The 19,402-nt window shown below is 68.0% G+C and carries 19 protein-coding genes; 9 read left to right on the top strand and 10 right to left on the bottom strand.

Annotated elements, in window-relative coordinates; all coding sequences use genetic code 11:
- The first annotated feature begins 161 nt into the window (after positions 1-161).
- Genes AC1Q6E_RS17280 through AC1Q6E_RS17295 form a run of 4 tightly spaced genes read left to right on the top strand, consistent with a single transcriptional unit; the run spans position 162 to position 4,085 of the window.
- The gene (locus AC1Q6E_RS17280) at positions 162-1,148 is read left to right on the top strand and encodes a tripartite tricarboxylate transporter substrate binding protein (protein WP_152798391.1); all 987 of its coding nucleotides are present in this window, start codon (positions 162-164) and stop codon (positions 1,146-1,148) included.
- Positions 1,149-1,168: 20 nt separating this feature from the next.
- The gene (locus AC1Q6E_RS17285; protein WP_296558394.1) at positions 1,169-1,894 is read left to right on the top strand and encodes an SDR family NAD(P)-dependent oxidoreductase; all 726 of its coding nucleotides are present in this window, start codon (positions 1,169-1,171) and stop codon (positions 1,892-1,894) included.
- Between the two features lie 9 nt (positions 1,895-1,903).
- Positions 1,904-2,788, top strand: a complete 885-nt coding sequence (locus tag AC1Q6E_RS17290) for a polysaccharide deacetylase family protein (RefSeq protein WP_152798393.1) — start codon at positions 1,904-1,906, stop codon at positions 2,786-2,788.
- A 16-nt stretch (positions 2,789-2,804) separates the two neighbouring features.
- On the top strand, positions 2,805-4,085 hold the full coding sequence (locus AC1Q6E_RS17295) for a M24 family metallopeptidase (RefSeq protein ID WP_296558392.1): 1,281 nt from the start codon (positions 2,805-2,807) through the stop codon (positions 4,083-4,085).
- A 13-nt stretch (positions 4,086-4,098) separates the two neighbouring features.
- Here the strand turns inward: AC1Q6E_RS17295 and AC1Q6E_RS17300 are convergent, their stop codons facing one another.
- Positions 4,099-5,082, bottom strand: a complete 984-nt coding sequence (locus AC1Q6E_RS17300) for a LysR family transcriptional regulator (protein ID WP_492573171.1) — start codon at positions 5,080-5,082, stop codon at positions 4,099-4,101.
- Positions 5,083-5,182: 100 nt separating this feature from the next.
- Between AC1Q6E_RS17300 and AC1Q6E_RS17305 the strand changes: the two genes are divergently transcribed.
- The 4 genes from AC1Q6E_RS17305 (at position 5,183) to AC1Q6E_RS17320 (ending at position 10,210) form a co-directional block, all read left to right on the top strand.
- A complete protein-coding gene (locus AC1Q6E_RS17305) occupies positions 5,183-5,869 on the top strand; it encodes an isochorismatase family protein (RefSeq protein WP_152798396.1) in 687 nt (228 codons plus the stop codon).
- Positions 5,870-6,108: 239 nt separating this feature from the next.
- Positions 6,109-6,612 carry a (2Fe-2S)-binding protein gene (locus AC1Q6E_RS17310; protein WP_152798397.1) on the top strand — a complete coding sequence of 168 codons (504 nt, stop codon included), beginning with the start codon at positions 6,109-6,111 and terminating at the stop codon, positions 6,610-6,612.
- A complete protein-coding gene (locus AC1Q6E_RS17315) occupies positions 6,609-8,882 on the top strand; it encodes a xanthine dehydrogenase family protein molybdopterin-binding subunit (RefSeq protein ID WP_296558387.1) in 2,274 nt (757 codons plus the stop codon). The genes AC1Q6E_RS17310 and AC1Q6E_RS17315 overlap by 4 nt, the downstream gene beginning before the upstream one ends.
- The gene (locus tag AC1Q6E_RS17320) at positions 8,882-10,210 is read left to right on the top strand and encodes a cytochrome c (RefSeq protein WP_152798398.1); all 1,329 of its coding nucleotides are present in this window, start codon (positions 8,882-8,884) and stop codon (positions 10,208-10,210) included. Before AC1Q6E_RS17315 ends, AC1Q6E_RS17320 begins: the two co-directional genes overlap by 1 nt.
- Before the next feature lie 150 nt (positions 10,211-10,360).
- Here the strand turns inward: AC1Q6E_RS17320 and AC1Q6E_RS17325 are convergent, their stop codons facing one another.
- From AC1Q6E_RS17325 to AC1Q6E_RS17365, 9 genes are all read right to left on the bottom strand, one after another.
- Positions 10,361-11,452, bottom strand: a complete 1,092-nt coding sequence (locus tag AC1Q6E_RS17325) for an aromatic ring-hydroxylating oxygenase subunit alpha (RefSeq protein WP_152798399.1) — start codon at positions 11,450-11,452, stop codon at positions 10,361-10,363.
- Between the two features lie 198 nt (positions 11,453-11,650).
- Positions 11,651-12,637 (bottom strand): Bug family tripartite tricarboxylate transporter substrate binding protein, encoded by a 987-nt coding sequence (locus tag AC1Q6E_RS17330; protein WP_296558381.1) that lies wholly within the window; start codon positions 12,635-12,637, stop codon positions 11,651-11,653.
- Positions 12,638-12,679: 42 nt separating this feature from the next.
- Positions 12,680-13,255 carry an NAD(P)H-dependent oxidoreductase gene (locus AC1Q6E_RS17335; RefSeq protein WP_152798401.1) on the bottom strand — a complete coding sequence of 192 codons (576 nt, stop codon included), beginning with the start codon at positions 13,253-13,255 and terminating at the stop codon, positions 12,680-12,682.
- A gap of 35 nt (positions 13,256-13,290) precedes the next feature.
- Complete coding sequence (locus AC1Q6E_RS17340; protein WP_152798402.1) at positions 13,291-13,812, bottom strand: DinB family protein; 522 nt, start codon at positions 13,810-13,812, stop codon at positions 13,291-13,293.
- Between the two features lie 20 nt (positions 13,813-13,832).
- Positions 13,833-14,897, bottom strand: coding sequence for an ABC transporter substrate-binding protein (locus AC1Q6E_RS17345; protein ID WP_152798403.1), 1,065 nt, complete (start codon positions 14,895-14,897; stop codon positions 13,833-13,835).
- A gap of 31 nt (positions 14,898-14,928) precedes the next feature.
- On the bottom strand, positions 14,929-15,540 hold the full coding sequence (locus AC1Q6E_RS17350) for a nuclear transport factor 2 family protein (protein ID WP_492573172.1): 612 nt from the start codon (positions 15,538-15,540) through the stop codon (positions 14,929-14,931).
- Between the two features lie 10 nt (positions 15,541-15,550).
- Complete coding sequence (locus tag AC1Q6E_RS17355; RefSeq protein ID WP_152798405.1) at positions 15,551-16,756, bottom strand: FAD-dependent monooxygenase; 1,206 nt, start codon at positions 16,754-16,756, stop codon at positions 15,551-15,553.
- A complete protein-coding gene (locus AC1Q6E_RS17360) occupies positions 16,753-16,962 on the bottom strand; it encodes a DUF2783 domain-containing protein (protein WP_152798406.1) in 210 nt (69 codons plus the stop codon). Before AC1Q6E_RS17360 ends, AC1Q6E_RS17355 begins: the two co-directional genes overlap by 4 nt.
- A 14-nt stretch (positions 16,963-16,976) precedes the next feature.
- A complete protein-coding gene (locus AC1Q6E_RS17365) occupies positions 16,977-18,650 on the bottom strand; it encodes an FAD-dependent oxidoreductase (RefSeq protein ID WP_492573173.1) in 1,674 nt (557 codons plus the stop codon).
- A gap of 223 nt (positions 18,651-18,873) precedes the next feature.
- Between AC1Q6E_RS17365 and AC1Q6E_RS17370 the strand changes: the two genes are divergently transcribed.
- Positions 18,874-19,389 (top strand): MarR family winged helix-turn-helix transcriptional regulator, encoded by a 516-nt coding sequence (locus tag AC1Q6E_RS17370; RefSeq protein WP_296558368.1) that lies wholly within the window; start codon positions 18,874-18,876, stop codon positions 19,387-19,389.
- The last annotated feature ends 13 nt before the right edge of the window (positions 19,390-19,402 follow it).

The raw sequence follows: 19,402 nt of genomic DNA on the forward strand, positions 1-19,402 counted from the left end.
GCCCCGCCGCCGACATGGATTAAGTTTTTCTTAATACACACGAAAAATACATCGTTTGACGCGTTTGACTGCGGATTTCTAGACTTCTTCGTAAAGATTTTCTTGCGATAGCAGCCCGGTGACACGGGCCGCTTCCTTCCCCGCACCGAAGGAGTCTCACCATGCCCAGCACCCGACGCAGCATCCTGGCCCAGGCCGCGGGCCTCGCGCTCGCCACTTCGCTCCCCCGCTCCCCCCTGTTCGCCGCTCCCGCCTGGAAGGTGAGCGGCCCCATCCGCCTGATCGTTCCCTATCCCCCCGGCGGCGGCACCGACGTGGCGGCCCGGCTGCTGGCGGCGGGCATGAAGGACCGGCTCGGGCATCCGCTGATCGTCGAAAACCGCCCGGGGGCCAACGGGGTGATCGCCGCCAACATGGTCTACGAGGCCAAGCCCGACGGGCTGACCTGGCTGTTCGGCGTCTCGGACATCATCGCCACCACGCCCAACGTCAACCCGAAGATCGTCAAATTCGACACCACGCGCTACAGCGCGGTGGCGCCCGTGGGCCGCGGCGGATACGTCCTCGCCACGCTTGCCGAACGCGCCCGGCCCACGCTCCAGGAAGTGCTGGCGGAGATCCGGACCCCCGGCTCCCGGTTCACCTATGGACATTGGGGACCGGGCAGCATGTCGCAAATGGCGATGGAGCAGTTCAAGCTGGAAAACGGCATCCCGCAGTTGACGGCGATTCCCTTCGGCGGTTCGGCAGCGGTGCTCAACGCCGTGCTGGGCGGGCACATCGACTACGCCTTCATCACGCCCAATCTGGCCGCGCCCAACCGCGACAAGCTCAAGATGTACGCCGTCAGTTCGGCCGAGCGGATACCGCTGCTGCCGGACCTGCCCACGCTCAAGGAGCTGGGTTATCGCACCCACGCGGAAACACTCTACGGCGTGTTCGCGCCGCCCGGCACGCCCGAGGCGGCCATCCGGTTCTTCAACGACGAAATCCTGCGGGTCACCGGCGAAGAGTCCTTCATCAAGCGCCTGGTCGACCTGGGCTACGCCCCGATTCCGATGACGCCCCAGGAAATGGGCGACTACGTCCGGGCCGAGCTCAAGCAGTGGGGCGAGTTGGTCAGGCAGACCCACATCCAGGTCGACTGAGCTTCGAGAGAACCACACCCATGACCCATCATTTCGAAGGCCGCAGCGTCGTCGTCTCCGGCGCGTGCGGCGGACTCGGCCAGGCCCTGGCCCAGGCATTCGGCGAACGGGGCGCCCGCCTCGTGCTGCTCGACCGGGACGCCGCCGAACTGGACGCGCTGGCGGCACGCCTGGATCCCGGTGCCCGCACCGCGGTCTACGACCAGGCGGATCCGGCCTCCATCGCGCAAGCCATGTCGTCGGTCGGAACGATCGACGTTTTCATCAACAACGCCGCATACATGATCCGCAAGCCCCTCTTGGACATGGAGGACGGCGAAGTCCGCCACCTGATCGACGTGAACCTGACCGGCGCCATCCTGATGGCGATGGCGGCGGCCAGGGCCATGCGCGATCGCGGCGGCGTCATCGTCAACCTCGCGTCCCAGCTGGCGTTCACCAGCGAGCACGAACGCGCGGTCTACAGCGCCGCCAAGGCCGGCCTGGTGCAGTTCACGAAGAACGCGGCGCGCGAATGGATACGGCACGGCATCCGGGTCTGCGCGATCGCGCCGGGCGTCGTGCGGACCAACATGACGGACAACCTGAGCGACGAGGTCAGGCGGCGCCTGATGTCGCGCGTGCCGACCGGAGAGATGATCGGACCCGATGCCATCGCCCGGCTGGTGGCCCTTATCGCATCCGACGAGGCCTCGTCCTTCGTTGGCCAGACCCTCATCGCCGACAACGGCTATCTGCTCCAATAGGTGCCCCGCATGACCTTCGACACCAAGAACGACCGCTACCGCTTCTCGTCCATCGCTTCCCGCCCCGCCTATGCCTGGCCGAACGGCAGCCGCCTGGCCGTCTACATCGCGCTGAACGTCGAGGCCTTCGAATATGGCCGCAACCCTGGCCCGGACTTCACGACCATGCCGGCGGCGCCGTTCCACCGCGGCTACGCGTATCGGGACTATGGCAACCGGGTCGGCATCGTCCGCATTCACGATGCGTTCGCCGAACAGGAGCGGCCCCTGGCGATCCTGGCCAATCTCTCGGTCTACGACGCCTGCCCGGAAATCCTGGTCCCGTTCCGCCGGCGGGGCGACGAGTTCGTCGGCCACGGCCGCACCAATTCGGAACGCCAGCTCGACATGCCGGAGGACCAGGAGCGGGCAATGCTGCTGGCGGTCCGGGCCCGCATGGAGCGGGAGGAAGGCACGCCGCCTTCCGGCTGGCTGGGTCCGTTCATCTCGCAAAGCCCCCGCACGCCCGAACTGCTCGTCGAGACCGGCTATCGCTACATGCTCGACTGGTGGTTCGACGACCAGCCGCAATACTTCAGGACCGATCGCGGTCCCATCCTTGCGGTGCCCTACCCGTCGATGGAAATGAACGACATCCCCGCGCTGATCAACCGCGGACTGTCCGACGCGGATTTCGAAGCCATGCTGATTTCCGGCTTCGACCAGATGCTGGCCGAGTCGCGCCGGCGCCCGCTGGTGTACGCGGTCTCCATCCACACGTTCCTGATGGGCCAGCCGCACCGGACAGGCATCCTCACGCGCCTGCTGCGGCACATCCGGCGCCACGCGGACGACGTCTGGTTCACCACGCCCGGCCGCATCGCCGACCATGTCCTTTCCCTGCAGCAAGCCTAGCAAAACGGAACCCGCCATGCCCACGACCTCTTCGCGACCGCCCATCGCCTCGCCCGTCCCGCCGCTCAGCGACCTCGACCGGATCCGCGCCTTCATGCGCGGCCAGGGTGTCGACCTGCTGCTCGGCAAGGAAGACAGCGCGCTGTACTACCTGTCGGGCCACCATTCGGACTCGACGCTGTGCCACTTCTACGACGACTGGGCCTGCGCGCTGGTACCGGCCGGCGCGGACGCGCCGCCGGCGCTGCTGATCCAGGAATACGACCTGGCCTACCAGGCCACGCGTCCCACCTGGCTGCCCGAGCTGCGCGTGTATGGCTCTCCCTGGTCCAGCGCCGGCACGCTGCTGCAGGACATCGAGGCCGGACACGGCATCGAGACCGAGCTGCGGCAACCGATACGCGACCTGCTGGCCAGGACCGCCGACCACCGGACCGACGAACTGACCGATGCGATCCGCGCCTACGTGGAAGAACATTTCGGCAACCGGACGATCACGCTGGCCTGCGACGATCTGCGTTTTCACCAGACGCTTCGGCAGGCCCTGGGAGAACGCGTCCGGCTCGTGGATGCCCGGCCGCTGCTGCGGCGGATCCGGGCGGTCAAGACCCCGGCCGAGCTCCAGTTGCTGACCCGCACCGCGCAGATCAATGCGGCGGCCCTGCGCAGCGCCGCCCGGTCCGTGCGGGCCGAGGCACCGTGGGAAGACATGGTCCAGGCCTATCGCCGGACGTTGGCCGAACACGCGGCCAAGCCCCGGGGCGAGCGCGGCATGCTGTTCAACAGCGGCCCCGATGGAAGCTTCGTGCTTGACCACGACTACGTCGAGCGCAAGCGCTTCGCGCCGGGCGACACCGTCGTGATGGATGCCATCTGCGAATACCGCCTCTATCTGGGCGACATGGCCCGCACGGCCGTGATCGGCGAGGCCTCGCCCTCCCAGAAGCATTTGTTCAAGGCGGTGCGCACGGCGCTGGAAGAAGGCGAGCTTGCCATGAAGGCGGGCGCGCGCACCGGCGCAATCGCGGATATCGCCGCGGACGCGATACGCCGCCACGGCCTGCGCCCCGAACTGACGACGCTGACGCTGCACCCGATCGGACTGGACATCTTCGACTACGCCGAGCCCGGCCACATCCGCGACGGATGGACGCTGGAGAACGATTCCGTGGTCAATTTCGAGGTCTTCTATCGCGATTCGGAATACGGCGGCGTCCACCTGGAAGACTCGGTACTGATCGGCGCCGCCGGCGCGCGCGCCCTGGTCCCCGAACCGCGGGACCTGATGGAGCTTTGACGACCGGACGCCGTCAGGAACGGGCTCGCGGGGCCTCTTCGTAGCGGGCCACGACGCGCTTGAGATTGAGGCAGAGTTGCTCGGCCACGTCGGGAAGTCCGCAATGGGGATTGCGCACGAGGTAATAGCCGGCATCGCCGGCGGCATCGTCCGCCGCCGGCGGACCGAGCGGACAGACCAGGGCACCGGAAGCCAGTTCGCGCTTGACCAGGGCGCCCCGGGCCAGGGCGACGCCCAGGCCGGCCAGCGCCGCTTCGACGACCAGGTTCGGATTGGAGAAACGCGAACCCGATTTCACGTCGACGCCGGCCACGTTCCTCGCCGCGAACCAGTCGGCCCACGATGGCACCGCGGAGTCGTTGACCTCGGCGACTTCGTGGATCAGATGATGGTGGCGCAGGTCCTCCGGGCGGGCGACCGGCTGCGCGGCAAGCAGGCGGGGATGGCAGACCGGCACCTCGAACGTGGGCACGAGCAGTTCGCTGCCCTGGCCGAAGAATCGTCCGCTGCCATGGATGACGGCGAGATCGATATTGGTGTCGTCCAGGTGGAAGGGCACGAGCGAGGTCGACACCCAGAAGTCGCAACGATCGGTATCCGCTGTCAATTCATGGAAGTGCGGAATCAGCCAGCGCACGGCGAACGAAGGCGGCACGGAAAGCCTGAAACTGCGCCGCAGCCGCTGCCCCTCGGCGAGGTTCATCGCGTTGAGCAGATGGTCGAAGCTTTTGCGCAATTCGGGCAGGCACGCCCGCCCGGCATCGGTCAGCACGAACTTGCGGTTCTGGCGCTTGAACAGGACCTGGCCGGCGTAGTTCTCGAGCAGCCGGATCTGCTGGCTGACGGCCGCGGCGGTCACATTCAGCTCTTCCGCGGCACGAGTACAGGAACCGTGGCGGGCCACGCTTTCGAAGGCACGCAGGGAAATCAGGGAGGGAATGCGACGCAGCAGAGTGAACTTATCGTTATTGCCTTCGGGCTCTTGATCGCTTTGCATGAACGGCGTGCCGGGAGCGGGCATGAAAGGCGGTCAATATAAGTCAGGGCCCATGCCCTGTAAATTCTTTCGGCCAGCCGGCCGCGAACAGGATCATGCCATGCAAGACTGGAACGAACTTTTTTCCCAGGAAGAACTGGACATCTACGACACCGCGGGCTTCGGCCGCAAGAGCGGCATCGGCAGACGTCCCGCGCTACTGGTGATCGACATTCAATACCGCACCGTCGGGACCCGGCGCCTGCCGATACGCGAAGCCCAGCGCGAATTCCCGACCGCATGCGGCGAACGCGGCTGGGAAGCCATCGACGCCCTCCAGCCGGTCATGCGCCTGTTCCGCGCACGCGGCTGGCCGGTCATCTATGCATACGTCGCCCCCAAGGCGAAGACCGACGGCGGCCGGCTGGCGCAGAAGGTGCCCGCCATCATGGACATTCCGCCGGCCGGCTACGAGTTCGTCGCCGAACTCGCCCCCGGGCCCTCGGACATCCTGATACCGAAGAAGCATCCGAGCGCCTTCTTCGGCACCGCGCTCACCAGCCACCTGATCGACCTGGGCGTGGACACGCTGGTGGTCGGGGGATGCACCACCAGCGGCTGCGTCCGTGCGAGCGTGGTGGATGCTTTCTCACTGAATTTCCGGGTCGTCGTTCCCGCCGAATGCGTCTACGACCGGACCCCGACGCCGCACCGGGCCAATCTTTTCGACATGGCCCAGAAATATGCCGACGTCATGCCGACGGAACAGGCCATCGCGGCGTTGAAGGCGCTGCCCGAGCCCGCGTAGAACGCCGGCGCAGACACGGAGGAAGGCGGGACATTACCGGCCGCTCGGTTTGCATTTGCATTTTCATTGGTGCAAACCCCAGGTCTTTTCCAGGGCGGCGCCATGCGCGGCGCGCCCCTCCGGCCGCAACAAGTCGACACATCTGCGCGCCCCCTTCCGCCACGGCCCGGATAGGGTAATGGTGGCCCGCTCTTCCCATGGAAGCCGGTCGGTCCAACGCCCCCACACAGGAAACGAACATGGCATCACTCAAACTCCAGGTGAACGGCGGAGAACGTTCCGTCGAAGCCGACAAGGACACCCCTCTGCTCTACATCCTGCGCAACGACCTGGCCCTGAACGGACCGAAATTCGGCTGCGGACTGGGCGAGTGCGGCGCCTGTACGGTGCTGATCGACGGCAAGGCCGCGCGCTCCTGCCTGATCCCGGCGGGCAGCGTGGAAGGCCGGCCCATCGTCACCCTGGAGGGCCTGGCCAAGGGCGACGCCCTCGATCCCGTGCAGCAGGCGTTCATCGACGAGAACGCGGCGCAGTGCGGCTATTGCATCAACGGCATGATCATGGCCGCGCGGGCGCTGCTGGACCGCAACCCGCGCCCCACCGAAGACGAGATCAAGCAGGCGCTGGCCTACAACCTGTGCCGCTGCGGCACCCACCTCGAAATCATCAGCGCGGTGCGGCGCGCCGCCGAACTCCAGGGCAAGGCCGCGCCCAGGACCGCCATGGCGGAGGGCGCGCGATGAGTACGCCCATGCACGCCCCGCGCCTCTCGCGCCGCCAATTCCTGGCCGCCACCGGCAGCCTCGCCGTCACCTTCACCTTTCCCGCCCTGGTCAAGCGCGGCATGGCCGCTGCCGGCCCCGCGACCGACGCCGGCTCGCAACTGGTGGACAAGAACCTCGTCTCGGCCTACGTACAGCTGATGGCCGACGGCACCGTCCGCGCCTGCAACGGCCACGTGGACCTGGGAACGGGTATCCGTACCGCGTTCACGCAGATCGTTGCCGAGGAACTGGACGTCGACATGAGCCAGGTCACGATGGTGCTGGGCGATACCGACGTCACGCCCAACCAGGGGCCCACGATCGCCAGCAACTCGGTGCAGGCCTCCGCCGTCCCCATGCGCAAGGCCGCCGCGCAGATCCGCCGGCATCTGCTGGAAGAAGCGGCGCGGCGCCACGGCGTGCCCGTCGCGTCGCTGGTCACCCAAAATGGCCAGGTGCTGCGCGCCAGTGGCGAGCGGCTCGCGTCCTACGGCGAACTGATCGGCAACGACGCGCAGTCGGTGCCGCTGGCGGCCGACGTCCAGCTCAAGCCCGTCTCGGCCTACACGGTCGTCGGCCACCCCGTGCCCCGCATCGACATTCCCGCCAAGGTCACCGGCAAGCTCACCTACGTCCATGACATGCGGGTGCCGGGCATGCTGCACGCGCGCATCGTGCGTCCCCCCTACCTGGGCCGCGACTCGGGCGGCATGGTGGCCTCCAGCCTGGAATCGGTGGACGAGTCCTCGGTGGCCAAGGTGCGGTCGCTGGTGAAGATCGTGGTCATCAAGGATTTCGTGGCGGTCGTCGCGCGGCGCGAGGAAGACGCCATCCTGGCTTCGCGCCTCCTGAAGGTGAAATGGAAGGCGCCGCCGGCACTGGGTTCCATGGCCTCGCTGACCGACGCGCTGGCGTCCCAACCCTCCAAGCAGCGCCCGCTGAGCCGGAAGGGCGACCCGGACAAGGCCCTGGCGGCGGCCAGTCATACGGTGAAGGCCACCTACGTGTGGCCCTACCAGATGCACGGCTCCATCGGCCCCTCGTGCGGCCTGGCTGACTGGAAGGACCAGAAACTGACCGTCTGGAGCGGCAGCCAGAACCCCCACAACCTGCACAGCGACATCGCCAGGATGCTCGACATCCCCGAAGACCGCATCCGCGTGGTGCGGATGGAGGCCTCGGGCTGCTACGGCCGCAACTGCGCCGACGACGCCTCCGCCGACGCCGCCGTGCTGGCGCGCGAACTGGGCCAGCCCGTGCGCGTGCAGTACATGCGCGAGGAAGAACACGCCTGGGAACCCAAGGGCACGGCCCAGACCATGGACGTGCACGGCGGCATCGCCGGCGCCGACTCGCTGGTCTATCGCTTCGGCACCCGCTATCCCTCGAACGGCTCGCCGCTGCTGGCCTCGCTGCTGATGGGCAAGGAGAAGGCCGAGGCCACGGTGTTCGAGATGGGCGACCGCACCGCCATTCCGCAGTACCGCGCCTCGGACCTGGACATCGTGGCGCTGGACATGGCCCCCATCGTGCGCGCTTCGTGGATGCGCGGCGTGGCCGCGCTGCCTAACGTCTTCGCCCACGAATCCTTCATGGATGAACTCGCGGCCAAGGAAGGCGCCGATCCAGTCGAGTTCCGCCTGCGCTTCATGGAGGACCCGCGCCCCATCGCGCTGCTCAAGGCCGTGGCCGGGAAGGCCGGCTGGCAGCCGCGCAAGGCGCCGGCCGAACGGCCCACCAAGGGCATCGTCAAGGGCCGCGGCGTCTCCCAGCACCAGTACGTGCACGGCACCTTCCCCGGCGTGGGCGCCTCGTGGTGCGCCTGGGTGGCCGACGTCGAGGTCGACCTGGATACCGGCAAGGTCCGCGTGACCCACGTCGTGGCCGGCCAGGACTGCGGCCTGATGATCAACCCCGACGGCGTGCGCCACCAGGTCCAGGGCAACGTCATCCAGACCGTCAGCCGCACGCTCAAGGAAAGCGTGAGCTTCGACCAGAACGGCGTCTCCAGCCTGGAATGGGGCGCCTACCCCATCCTCAAGTTCACCGACCTGCCCGAGGTCGACGTGGTGCTGATGCCGCCCGACGGCAATCCGCCATTGGGGTCGGGCGAATCGGCGTCCGTCCCCGGGCCCGCCGCCATTGCCAACGCGATCTTCGACGCCACCGGCCTGCGCCTGCGTGAAGCGCCCTTCACCCCCGAACGCGTGCGCGCGGCCCTGGCCGCCGCCAACAAGGAGGCCAAATAATGAGCCGCGCAGCCAAGTGGTCGCTGACCCTCGTCATCCTGCTGGCCGTCATCGCGGCCGGCGTCGCCCTGTTCGCGCACGAATCCGAGATCCCGACCGCGTCGATCGATCCCAGGCAGTTCCCCGCGGAACAGGTCCGGCGGGGCCAGGAAGTCGCCTCCGCCAGCATGTGCGTCGTCTGCCACACCGCCCCGGGCGGGGCGGTGAACGCGGGCGGGTTCCACATGGAGACGCCCTTTGGCGTCATCGTCTCGACCAACATCACGCCCGACACCGAGACCGGCATAGGCGGCTGGTCGTTCGAGGCCTTCGAGCGCGCCATGCGTCGCGGCGTCGCGCGCGACGGCACGCACCTCTACCCGGCCTTCCCCTACACCTCGTTCACCAAAATGACCGACGAGGACATGCGCGGCCTGTACGCCTACATGATGAGCCAGCCCCCGGTGCACAACGAGCCGCAAGCCACCCGCCTGCCGTTCCCGTTCAACCAGCGCGTGCTGATGGCGGGGTGGAACCTGCTGTTCCTGGATCGCGATCCGGTCGCCAAGGTGGCCTCGGAATCGGAAGCCTGGAACCGCGGCCAGTACCTCGCGGTCGCGCTGGGCCACTGCAGCGCCTGCCACACGCCCCGCAACGCGCTGGGCGCCGAGGAAGGCGGCAAGTCCTACCTGGGCGGCGGCAGCGCCGAAGGCTGGATCGCGCCCGCGCTCAACGCCTCGTCCAAGGCGCCGATCACGTGGACCGGGCAGGCCCTGTTCGAGTACCTGCGCACGGGCTATTCCGACCAGCACGGCGCGGCGGGCGGATCCATGACACCGGTGGTGCGCGTCGGCACCTCGCAGATCGCCGAAGCCGACACCCGCGCGCTGGCCACCTACATCGCCAGCCAGATGGCCGGCGCGGCGCAAGGCAAATCCGGCCTCACGACGCAACAGCGCGAGGCGGCGGCACAGGCCGCGGTGGCCACCACCGACACGCTGGGCGCCCGCATCTACGCCAACGCGTGCGCGGCCTGCCACCACCCCGGCCCCGGCGGCCCGGACCTGTTCGGCACCCAGCCGCCGCTGTGGCTGGCCACCTCGCTGAACCTGGAACAACCCGACAACGTGATCCGCTACATCCTGAACGGCACCCAGCACGACGCGGGCAACCCGCGTGGCGGCCACATGCCCGGCTACGCGTACGCGCTGAACGATGCGCAGGTCACGGCCGTGGCGCAGTTCATGCGCGCATCCTTCACCGGCCAGCCGGCCTGGAACGACGTGCAGGACGCGGTCAGGCGGATCCGGGGCGAGTATCCGCTGGCGTTGCAGGGTAGGGAGCAGTAACGGGGAACGGGCGAGCTTCGGACCGAGGCTCGCCCATTTGTTCGTAGGGATGATTTTCGTCCATAAACGAAAATCATCCCTACGAGGCAACCATGAAAAGCAGGTCCCATGACGACGCAATGGCGGAGCGATCCTCCGCCTGACTGCCCTTCAACCCGCCGCGGCCGCCCGCGCCGTTGCCGCTTCGGCGGAGGCCGCGACGCGGCTGGCCCGTTCGGCGGCTTCCGCGGCCAGCAGGCGATCCAGCACGACGCGCGACTGCACGCCGCCGGAATCGATGTTGAGCTTCAGGATCTTGCGGCCCGGGTTCTCGGACAGGTTGCGCTGCTGCGCTTCCAGCATGTCCAGGTCCTCGCCGAAGATCTTGCCCTGGCCTTCGCGGATGGTGGCGGTGAGCTGTTCGTCGTCGGGCTTGAAGTTGCGCGCCATGCCCCAGAAGTACCAGATCGAGGTCTCGGTCTCGGGCGTGATGAAATCGACCACGATGCTGGAGGCCTTGGACTCGGCCGGCGCGTCATAGCCGCCCTTGCCGGCGTGCGCCACGCCCACTTCGATCAGCACGTGGCTGGGCGGGGTGAAGCGGCAGATCTGCCAGCGGTCGCACGGCACGTCGTCGGCCAGGCCGTTGCCGCGCAGCGCGGCGGCCCAGAACGGGGGCGGCTTGATGTTTTCCATGTGGCGGCTGGTCACGACCTCGTCGCCGATGGTCTTGGTGGCGGGCGCCGATTCCTCGATCTCGGCCTGGCCGATGCTGCTGGCGTGGACGTAGGTCTCATGGGTGAGGTCCATGAGGTTGTCGATCATGAGGCGGTAGTCGCAATGGATGTGGTACAGGCCGCCGCCGTAGGCCCAGTCGGGGCTTTCGGCCCATTCCAGGTGGTGGATCCTGGCGGGATCGGCCAGTTCGGCGTCGCCCGGCCAGACCCAGATGAAGCCGTAGCGTTCCACGGCGGGGTAGCTGCGGATGCTGGGGAAGGCGCGCACGCGCTGCCCGGTCATGCCGGCGCAGGTGCCGTCCGGGTTCATGCGCAGGCCGTGGTAGCCGCACACCAGTTCGCCCTTGTCGATGAAGCCCAGCGACAGCGGCGCGCCGCGATGGGGACAGAAATCCTCCAGCGCGGACACCTTGCCGTCCTGGCCCCGGTAGAAGACCATGCGTTCGCCGCAGATCTGGCGGCCCAGCGGTTTTTCGGCGACTTCATCGGGGGTACAGGCGACGTACCAGGTGTTCTTCAGAAACATGGTCTTCCTCCAGGAGCCCGGCCCGTGGCAGCGGCAGGGCGCATGCGAGGAACGGAGCATCATCAAATCTGTATACAGGTTGATTTTGCTCCGGAATCAAAACGAGGGAAACAGCGGGAAAACCCTAGTATTTTTGCGCCATAACACCGGAAGCAGTCTTACCCTGCTGAAAATCTGTATACAGGCTTGCGCGGCCCGTTATTGCTCCAGCGTGATGCCCCGCTTCCGGATCACGTCTCCCCAGCGCTTGAGATCGCCGGCGGTCAGCGCCGCCATCTCGGCCTTGCCCCCCTCCAGCGGTTCGACGCCGATCTCGCGCAGGCGCGTCTGGACGTCGGGACTCTTCACGATGGCTTGCAGGGCGGCCGACAATTTGTCCACGGTGGCCGCGGGCGTCCCCGCCGGCACGACCACGCCCTGCCAGGCATAGGCCACGATGTCACCCACTCCGGCCTCGGCCAGCGTCGGGACCTCCGGCAGCGAGGGCAGGCGGGCCGCCTCGGCCACGCCCAGCGCGCGCAGCTTGCCCGCCTGGACCTGCCGCATGCCGGTGGGCACGCCGATGAACGAGACGCCGATGTGGCCGCCCAGCAGGTCCTGGGTCAGCGGCGCGGTGCCTTTGTAGGGCACGTGCAGCAGCGGCGCGCCGGTCATTTCCTTGAACAGTTCGCCGGCCAGGTGCTGCGGACTGCCCAGGCCGGGCGAGGCATAGCCCATGGATCCGCCCGCGGCCTTGGCCAGGCGCACCAGCGACGCGACCGAGTCCGCCGGCACCACCTGCGGATTCACCACCAGCAGCAGCGGAAACTTGCCGTACAGGGCCACCGGCGCGAAGTCACGCGACGGGACGTAGGGCAGTTTCTTGTAGAGCAGGGGGTTGAAGACGACCGTGCCGTTGTCGACCGAGAACAGCGTGTAGCCGTCCGGGGCCGATTTCGCCGCCGTTTCTGCCGCGACGATGGTGGCCGCGCCGGGGTGGTTCTCGACGATGACGGGCTGCCCCAGCTTCTCGGCCAGCCTGGCCGCCAGGATCCGTACCGCGTTGTCGCTGCCCCCGCCGGCGGGGTAGCCGACGATCCACCGCAAAGGCTTGGCCGGGAACCCCTGTGCATGAACGCCGGGGGAGGCCAGGCCCACCATCGCAATGCCCCCGATCTGCAGCAACCGCTTCATCAATCCGAACATCGCCATTCTCCGGTTGGAATATGTCTGGACGCCGTTCGCCCCTCAGGGCTGGGCTCGTCCGCGCCGCACGAACTGCACGAATTTCTCCAGGGCCGCCATCTGCCGGCCCAGGATCTCCCGGGTAGGGGCGTCGGTCAGCGCGCCGGCCGCATCGAACTTGGCCGGCGCCATGCCGATGAAGATCTCGGGTTTGTTCAACACCAGCGCATCCAGGAAGACCATGATCTTGCGCAGGTCGTACTGCGACCGCGCGCCGCCCAGCGGCCCCTGGGTGGCGCTGAGGATGGCGACCGGCTTGCCGGCGAAGGGCTGGTCGTCGCCCCGGGAGATCCAGTCGATCGCATTCTTCAGCACGCCGGACACCGAGAAGTTGTATTCCGGGCTGGCGATCAGCACCGCATCGGCGTCGCGCACGGCCTCCCGGGCCCGCCGGACGGCATCGGGCATGCCCTCGGCCAGGACATCGGCGTCGAACATCGGAAAGTTCCGGATGTCGAGCACCGACAATTCCATGCTCGGCGGCATGAGGCTGCCCGCGGCCTCGAGGGCCCGCCGGTTGTAGGAGGCTTTGCGCAGGCTGCCGCACAGGCCCGCGATGCGTAGGGGGGAAGTCGTCATGGGTCAGGATCGCAAGAGAAGAAAAGTGAACGGCATCAGGCCATGATGGCCGGATTGAACTCGAAGAACTCGGGTCCCACCACGTCGCTCTGCCGCAGATAGATATCGATGTTGCCCACGTGGAAGGCGCGATGGGCGTACATGCCCCACAGCAGCCCCATGCCGGACCATTCGCGGCCGACGAAGTGGACTTTCTTGCCAAGCTCGGCGGGCGTATAGCGGCCCAGCGCCTCGAGATTCTCCTCGTGCAGGGCGAGCGCCGTCGTGCGCAGGTCCGTGCCGTCGAAACGGGCCGCGGCGGCGGGATCGCTGGGCAGGGGAATGACGCCGCCGGGCTCGCAGGCCGGAATGGCGCGCACCCAGTTGCGCTCGGCCAGCACGGTATGGATCAGCAGGCTGCGCACCGTGATGCGCGACACTCGCGTGCCGAAGCGCGTGCTGGCGTTCTCGATCGGCGCCCAGTCCATCTTGCCGGCGTCCATGCGCGCCACCCAGTCGTCGGAATAGCGGACCAGCCGGTCGAACAGGGTCAGGAAACGGGTGAATTCCTCGGGCATGGCGATCTCCTTTCTTGTGTTCACAGGGGCACGGCCGCTTCGCCGGCCAATATTTCCCGGGCTCGCCGCAGCGGACCGTGGTCGACGAAATCCTCGAAGGCGATGGGCGCGGCCAGGAAGCCGTGCCGCAGCAGGTGGTCGTGCTGCACCCGCAGCGCCTCCACCCACTCGGGCCGCAGGTCGACCTCGAGTTGGCGATGCACGTCTTGCGGAAAAGCCGCGTCCACGAGTTCCTCGGGCAGGCCGGTATCGGCGGCGATGATGCGCTTGGCCTCGCGTTCGTTGGCCTGTGCCCAGGCGGCCGCGCGCAGGACGGCGGCCAGGCAGCGCGCCACCAGTTCCGGCTGCTCGGCCAGCAGGTCCTCGCTCACGGTCAGGGCCAGCGGCGCGTCGTTGTTCACGCGGCCGGCCAGGTCGGGGCTGGCGGCCGCATCGGCGATGGCGACCGCCCCGGTGAACCCCATGACCACGGCGGCGATCGCGCCCTGGCTGTACAGCGCGTCCACCTCGCCCCGGACCAGCGCGAAGGCTTCCTCGCGCTGATGGCCCAGCATGCAGTGCGCGCCCCAGAGGGTGGCCGTCTGGGCGGTGGAGGCCGTCGCCCCGTCCATGAAAGTGCGGTTGGTCGAGACCGGCGTCATCGCCACGTCGTCCATGGTCATGCCTTCAAGCGCCAACGCGAGTTCGGTGCCCCGCAGCGACGAGGCCTTCCAGAAATCGATGGAATCGCCGGCGCGTATCGGCAGCGACACCTTCCTGCCGGCCAGCGCGCGCACCGAGGCGATGCCGCTGTCGGGCATGACCAGCATGGGCTTGATGCTGTCGTTCCACGACAGGCCGATCAGCTTGACCCGGCCGCCGCGCGAACGGGTCACCAGCGGGGGGCCGTTGCCGCCGTGGCGGAACGAGTTGGGCTGGGAATGGTGGAAATGCGACTGCCTGACCTGATTGTCGGTGCTCGATGCGAGCGACCGCGCCACGATGCCGTCGCGCGCCAGCTCGGCATCGAGGAAACCGCGCTCGACGGCGACGCCGAATGCCGTCGGCACCGGGCAGCGGGTGTACCAGAGAGTGGAAGGATTCATCGTGCGGGACTCACCGTTCAATGGAGAATGTTCACTGCCCATCGCGCCGCTCCAGCCAGGCCCAGGCGTCGCGCCGCAATTGCCGCTCGGCCTCGCTGCCGCCCACCACCGTGGAGGCGGGCACGTCGCGGCCCTTCCTGCGTTGCCGCAGGCGCATGAAGGCCAGCCCCGCATCCGGGGTGGCCAGGTCGACCTCGCGCAGCCAGGCGGGCGCCTCGCCCTGCGCCGGATCGAGCCGGTCCTTGTCGAAGATCGCCGTCCAGTGCAGGATGCCCCACTTGCCCGCGCGCCGTTCCACCTGGTCGAGGAAGCGGCAGTGGCCGGTGTAGTCGAACAGCTGTCCGTCGATGTATTCGCGGATCAGGATGGCCATGTCGGACTCCAGCAGGGCCCGGTCGCCGCGCTGCTCCACGCGGCAGTTCCCGACCCCGTGCTTGCCGTGTTCGCCGGGCTTGCGCGCCGCGTCGCTGGCCGCCAGCAGCGGCACCAGGTCCGCGACCTTGCCGTTGAACCACGAGATGCTGGCCGTCGCCTCCGGATGGAAGCAGCCGGACATGCCGGTGAAATCGCCCTGGTCGCGATGGAAGGCCCACCGCTGCCGCAGGCTTCGTATGGCGAGGTCGTCGTCGGCGGAAGAAGACATGGCGGCGCTCCTAGGCGAAAGGCTGCTCGATGGCGTCGTAGCCATAGACCCAGTCGTAGCGGTCCTCGACGCGGTCCGGCTCCCACTCGCGCCGGATGTGGTCCCGCGCGCTGCCGGCCTCGGCCAGCACGGGCGCATGGACCCGCGTGATCTGGGCCGCCGACTCGTTCACGATCCTCGTGGTCCGCTCGACCCGCATGCGTTCGTACGACGCCAGCGCGGCGGGGATGTCGCCGGGCGTGCGCCGCAGGCAGCGGCCCAGCACCATGGCGTCTTCCAGCGCCATGTTGGCGCCCTGGGCCATGAAGGGCAGCGTGCTGTGGCAGGCGTCGCCCAGCAAGGCAACGTGTCCCCGCACCCAGACGGGCAGGGTGTCGCGCACGATCAGGGCCCACTTGTAGGGCACCTCGATGCGTTCGATCATCGCGATCACGTCCTCGTGCCAGCCCTGGAAATCCCCCAGGCACTCTTCGATCGTGCCGCGCGCGTTCCACGACTCGACCGTCCAGTCCGCCCGATCCACCATGCCGATGAAGTTCAGCATCCGTCCCTTGCGGATCGGGTAGGTCAGCACGTGCGCGGTCGGGCCCAGCCACGACACCCCCCCCGTGCGGTTGATCGATGCCGGCAGGCGGTCGGCCTCGATCAGGCCACGCCAGGCCATGCAGCCGGTGAACCGGGGCTGGTCAGCGCCGAACAGGGACTGGCGCACCTTGGAATGGACGCCGTCGGCGCCGATCAGCGCGTCGGCCCGGACGGTCTGGCCCGAGGCCAGGCGCATTTCGGCGCCGCCGTCCGCCGTACCCAGCGAAGCGAAGGCGGCATTCAGGTGGATCGCGTCGCGCTTCTCGCGCCGCACGGCATCCAGCAGCAGCGCATGCAGGTCGGCGCGGTGAAACGTCAGGTAGGGCGCGCCGTACTTCGAGACGGACGCGGCGCCCAGCTCCAGGTAGCGGTTGGCATCCGCGGTGTTCCAGACGCGGATCTCCTTGCCCTGGGTCTGGGTGCCCAGCTCGAACATGGCCTCACCCAGCCCCCAGGCCCGGAGCAGCCGCGTGCCGTTGGGGCTGATCTGCACGCCGGCGCCCACCTCGCCCAGCTCGGCCGCCTGTTCGTAGATGTCCACGTCGAAGCCCTGCTTGAGCAGGGCCAGCCCGGCGGCCAGGCCACCTATGCCGGCGCCGGCGATGGCGATGCGTGTGTCGCGCGTGCTCATGCCAGCTCCTCGTGCCGCAGGTCGCGCAGCGCGGCCTCGATGACCTGTTCCAGCCGGCCCGGATCGGGCAGCATGGACGACAGCGCCAGGGCGACCTTGGCCAGGAAGACCGCCTCCTTGTCCGGCCCGGCCTCGTTCAGCGCGATGGCCAGCGCCTCCCAATTGCGTTCCAGCAGCCCCGCGGGCAATGTCTGTTCAACCAGCATGGTCCAACTCCTCTTTACTCTTTACCCTGTACCGCGCGCACCAGGCGCGGCAACACCGTTTCGGGTTCCCAGGCGCGCCACCGCGCCATCACGTGTCCATCGGGCCGGACGAGGTACACCGTACCTGGCCTCGCGTCGAAGGCCCCGGCGACCCCGGCGTCATCGACCGCGACGGCATCGACGCCAAACGGCACCCCCATCGAGCCTCGCAGGGCGTCCAGGCGCCGTGACTTGTCGGCCAACCCATCGTCGCCGAACACCAGCAGCGTGAAATCCTTGCCCAACCTGTCGTGCAGGAAGACCGGTCCACCGGCCGACGCGCCGCACGGCAGGTTCGGGCACACGGCGCCGGGCGCGGGGCCGTGGCCGAACGACCCATCGTCCGGCAGGCGCAGCGCCGACCCGGTCATGCGCAGTTCCGTTACCTGGCGCGGATTGATCAGCTCGCGCACGAAGGGTTCGCTGACCGCCAGCGACAGCACCGCTTCCTGCATGACGGCGTGTCCGCGCGTGGGCGGCGTCATGAAGCGCGTGCTCTTCTCCGCCAGCGCCATGTTCTGCCTGGCCGCGTCCACGCGTTCGATCGAATAGGTATCCAGCAAGGCCGGCGTGGCGTGTCCCGCCGCCACGCTCGCCAGCTTCCAGCCCAGGTTGTGCGCGTCGTCCACGCCGCCGTTCATGCCCCGCGCGCCGAAGATGGGCACCAGATGCGCGGCGTCGCCGGCGAACAGCACGCGGCCGTCGCGGTAGTCGTCCAGCGTCAGGCTGTGCGCGCGGTACGGGCTGATCCAGTCGATCTGCCAGTCGGCCGTCTCGCCTATCGATGTCAGGAACTCGGTCACCCGCTGGCGTACCCGCTGGGGCTGGATCTCCTGTTCCAGGTCCTCGTCGGGCAGCAGTTGGTAGTCGATGCGCCAGATGTCGAAGGGCTGCTTGTGCATGATGATGGTCGCCCCGGGAAATGCCGGCGGATCGAACCAGACGCGCCGGCCGGGCGGCTCCTTGCTGCGCATCTGGATGTCGACGATCAGGTAGCGGCCTTCGTACACGCTGCCGCGCAGTTCCTTGCCCAGCGAGCGGCGCACCGCGCTGCGGCCGCCGTCGCAGGCCACCAGCCACTGCGCATGCAGCGCGTAGGAACCGGACGGCGTATGGACCTGGGCGGTCACCCGTTCGCCGTCCTGCTCGACCTGTTCCACGCGCGACGACCAGCGCAGGGACACGTTGGGGCAGGCGCGCAGCGCCTCGTAAAGGTATTGCTCGACGTGGCACTGCGCCAGCGACACCATGGGCGGATGCTTGAGCCGGGCATCCTGCTGCACCTGGAAATCCAGCACCAGCTTGTCCCGGTAGTAGCTGCGCCCCCCCTTCCACGACACGCCGGTCTCGACGAAGCGGGTGCCCGCGCCGATGCGCTCGAAGATCTCCAGGCTGCGCCGCGCGGTGCCGACCGCGCGGCTGCCGCGGTTGACCGTGTCGTCTTCCTCCAGCACCACCACTTCGATGCCGCGCCGGGCGAGCTCCAGCGCCACGGTCAGGCCGACGGGTCCCGCCCCGGCCACGACCACCTGATGCACCGGCGCTTCCCCGCGCATTTCCGCGGGAAGCTCGAAAGGATGATGCACATAGTCGAAGTACAGGGAGTCATATCGCGCGCCGCTGCCCGATATGCCTTCGGTCGATGCCATGCTGGCCACTCCATCAAGAATCGATATGCGGCCCAAGCGCCGCAATTAGTTTCTTACGAAACCAATTTCCGGTAGTATTAGTTTCCCGTGAAACCAAGTCAAGCGATTTTCGATGACGCGCGGACTAGGCAAAACCCGCATGCCGACAAGTGCGGACTCTGCGTTCGCCGCGGCAAGAGGGCTAGAATTCGCCCTTTGGCATCCAGACTCCAGCTTCGTCCCCATGGCCACCAAGCGCTCGACGTCCGCTTCCCCCCGCTCGGCGGGCGAACTCCCTTCCCTGCACCTCGACGCCTTCCTGCCCTATAGGCTGAACATGTTGTCCAGCCTGGTCGCCGACCGCTTCGCGCGCAGCTACGCGGCGTATTCCGAGCGTTTCGGCATCGACGGACCGCGCTGGCGCGTGATTTCCTTCCTGGGGGAGAGGCGCGGCACGGAAGAGGAACACGGCGCGATGACGGCACGCGACATCTGCGCCAAGACCCGCATGACCAAGGTCATGGTGTCGCGCGCGATCACCGATCTCGAAGCCGCGGGGCTGATCCGGCGCCGCCCCAACGAGAACGACAGGCGCGAGGCCTTCCTGGACCTGACCGATGCCGGCGAGGCGGTCTACCGGGCCGTCGTTCCTGTCGCCCTGGAATTCCAGGAAGACCTGCTGGCGGATCTGTCGCCGCAGGAACGCGCGACGCTGTTCCGCGTCATCGACAAGCTGCAGGGCCGCGCCCTGAAGATGTAATGGCCGTCCTTAT

The sequence above is a fragment of the Pigmentiphaga sp. MLSB6-MA01 genome (assembly GCF_058793475.1).

Coding starts and splice junctions, on each gene's coding strand:
- AC1Q6E_RS17345 (WP_152798403.1), bottom strand. CDS start 14,897: ATGAATCCTTCCACTCTCTGGTACACCCGCTGCCCGGTGCCGACGGCA.
- AC1Q6E_RS17290 (WP_152798393.1), top strand. CDS start 1,904: ATGACCTTCGACACCAAGAACGACCGCTACCGCTTCTCGTCCATCGCT.
- AC1Q6E_RS17300 (WP_492573171.1), bottom strand. CDS start 5,082: ATGCAAAGCGATCAAGAGCCCGAAGGCAATAACGATAAGTTCACTCTG.
- AC1Q6E_RS17285 (WP_296558394.1), top strand. CDS start 1,169: ATGACCCATCATTTCGAAGGCCGCAGCGTCGTCGTCTCCGGCGCGTGC.
- AC1Q6E_RS17330 (WP_296558381.1), bottom strand. CDS start 12,637: ATGTTCGGATTGATGAAGCGGTTGCTGCAGATCGGGGGCATTGCGATG.
- AC1Q6E_RS17340 (WP_152798402.1), bottom strand. CDS start 13,812: ATGCCCGAGGAATTCACCCGTTTCCTGACCCTGTTCGACCGGCTGGTC.
- AC1Q6E_RS17365 (WP_492573173.1), bottom strand. CDS start 18,650: ATGGCATCGACCGAAGGCATATCGGGCAGCGGCGCGCGATATGACTCC.
- AC1Q6E_RS17280 (WP_152798391.1), top strand. CDS start 162: ATGCCCAGCACCCGACGCAGCATCCTGGCCCAGGCCGCGGGCCTCGCG.
- AC1Q6E_RS17320 (WP_152798398.1), top strand. CDS start 8,882: ATGAGCCGCGCAGCCAAGTGGTCGCTGACCCTCGTCATCCTGCTGGCC.
- AC1Q6E_RS17360 (WP_152798406.1), bottom strand. CDS start 16,962: ATGCTGGTTGAACAGACATTGCCCGCGGGGCTGCTGGAACGCAATTGG.
- AC1Q6E_RS17370 (WP_296558368.1), top strand. CDS start 18,874: ATGGCCACCAAGCGCTCGACGTCCGCTTCCCCCCGCTCGGCGGGCGAA.
- AC1Q6E_RS17295 (WP_296558392.1), top strand. CDS start 2,805: ATGCCCACGACCTCTTCGCGACCGCCCATCGCCTCGCCCGTCCCGCCG.
- AC1Q6E_RS17305 (WP_152798396.1), top strand. CDS start 5,183: ATGCAAGACTGGAACGAACTTTTTTCCCAGGAAGAACTGGACATCTAC.
- AC1Q6E_RS17315 (WP_296558387.1), top strand. CDS start 6,609: ATGAGTACGCCCATGCACGCCCCGCGCCTCTCGCGCCGCCAATTCCTG.
- AC1Q6E_RS17355 (WP_152798405.1), bottom strand. CDS start 16,756: ATGAGCACGCGCGACACACGCATCGCCATCGCCGGCGCCGGCATAGGT.
- AC1Q6E_RS17350 (WP_492573172.1), bottom strand. CDS start 15,540: ATGTCTTCTTCCGCCGACGACGACCTCGCCATACGAAGCCTGCGGCAG.
- AC1Q6E_RS17335 (WP_152798401.1), bottom strand. CDS start 13,255: ATGACGACTTCCCCCCTACGCATCGCGGGCCTGTGCGGCAGCCTGCGC.
- AC1Q6E_RS17310 (WP_152798397.1), top strand. CDS start 6,109: ATGGCATCACTCAAACTCCAGGTGAACGGCGGAGAACGTTCCGTCGAA.
- AC1Q6E_RS17325 (WP_152798399.1), bottom strand. CDS start 11,452: ATGTTTCTGAAGAACACCTGGTACGTCGCCTGTACCCCCGATGAAGTC.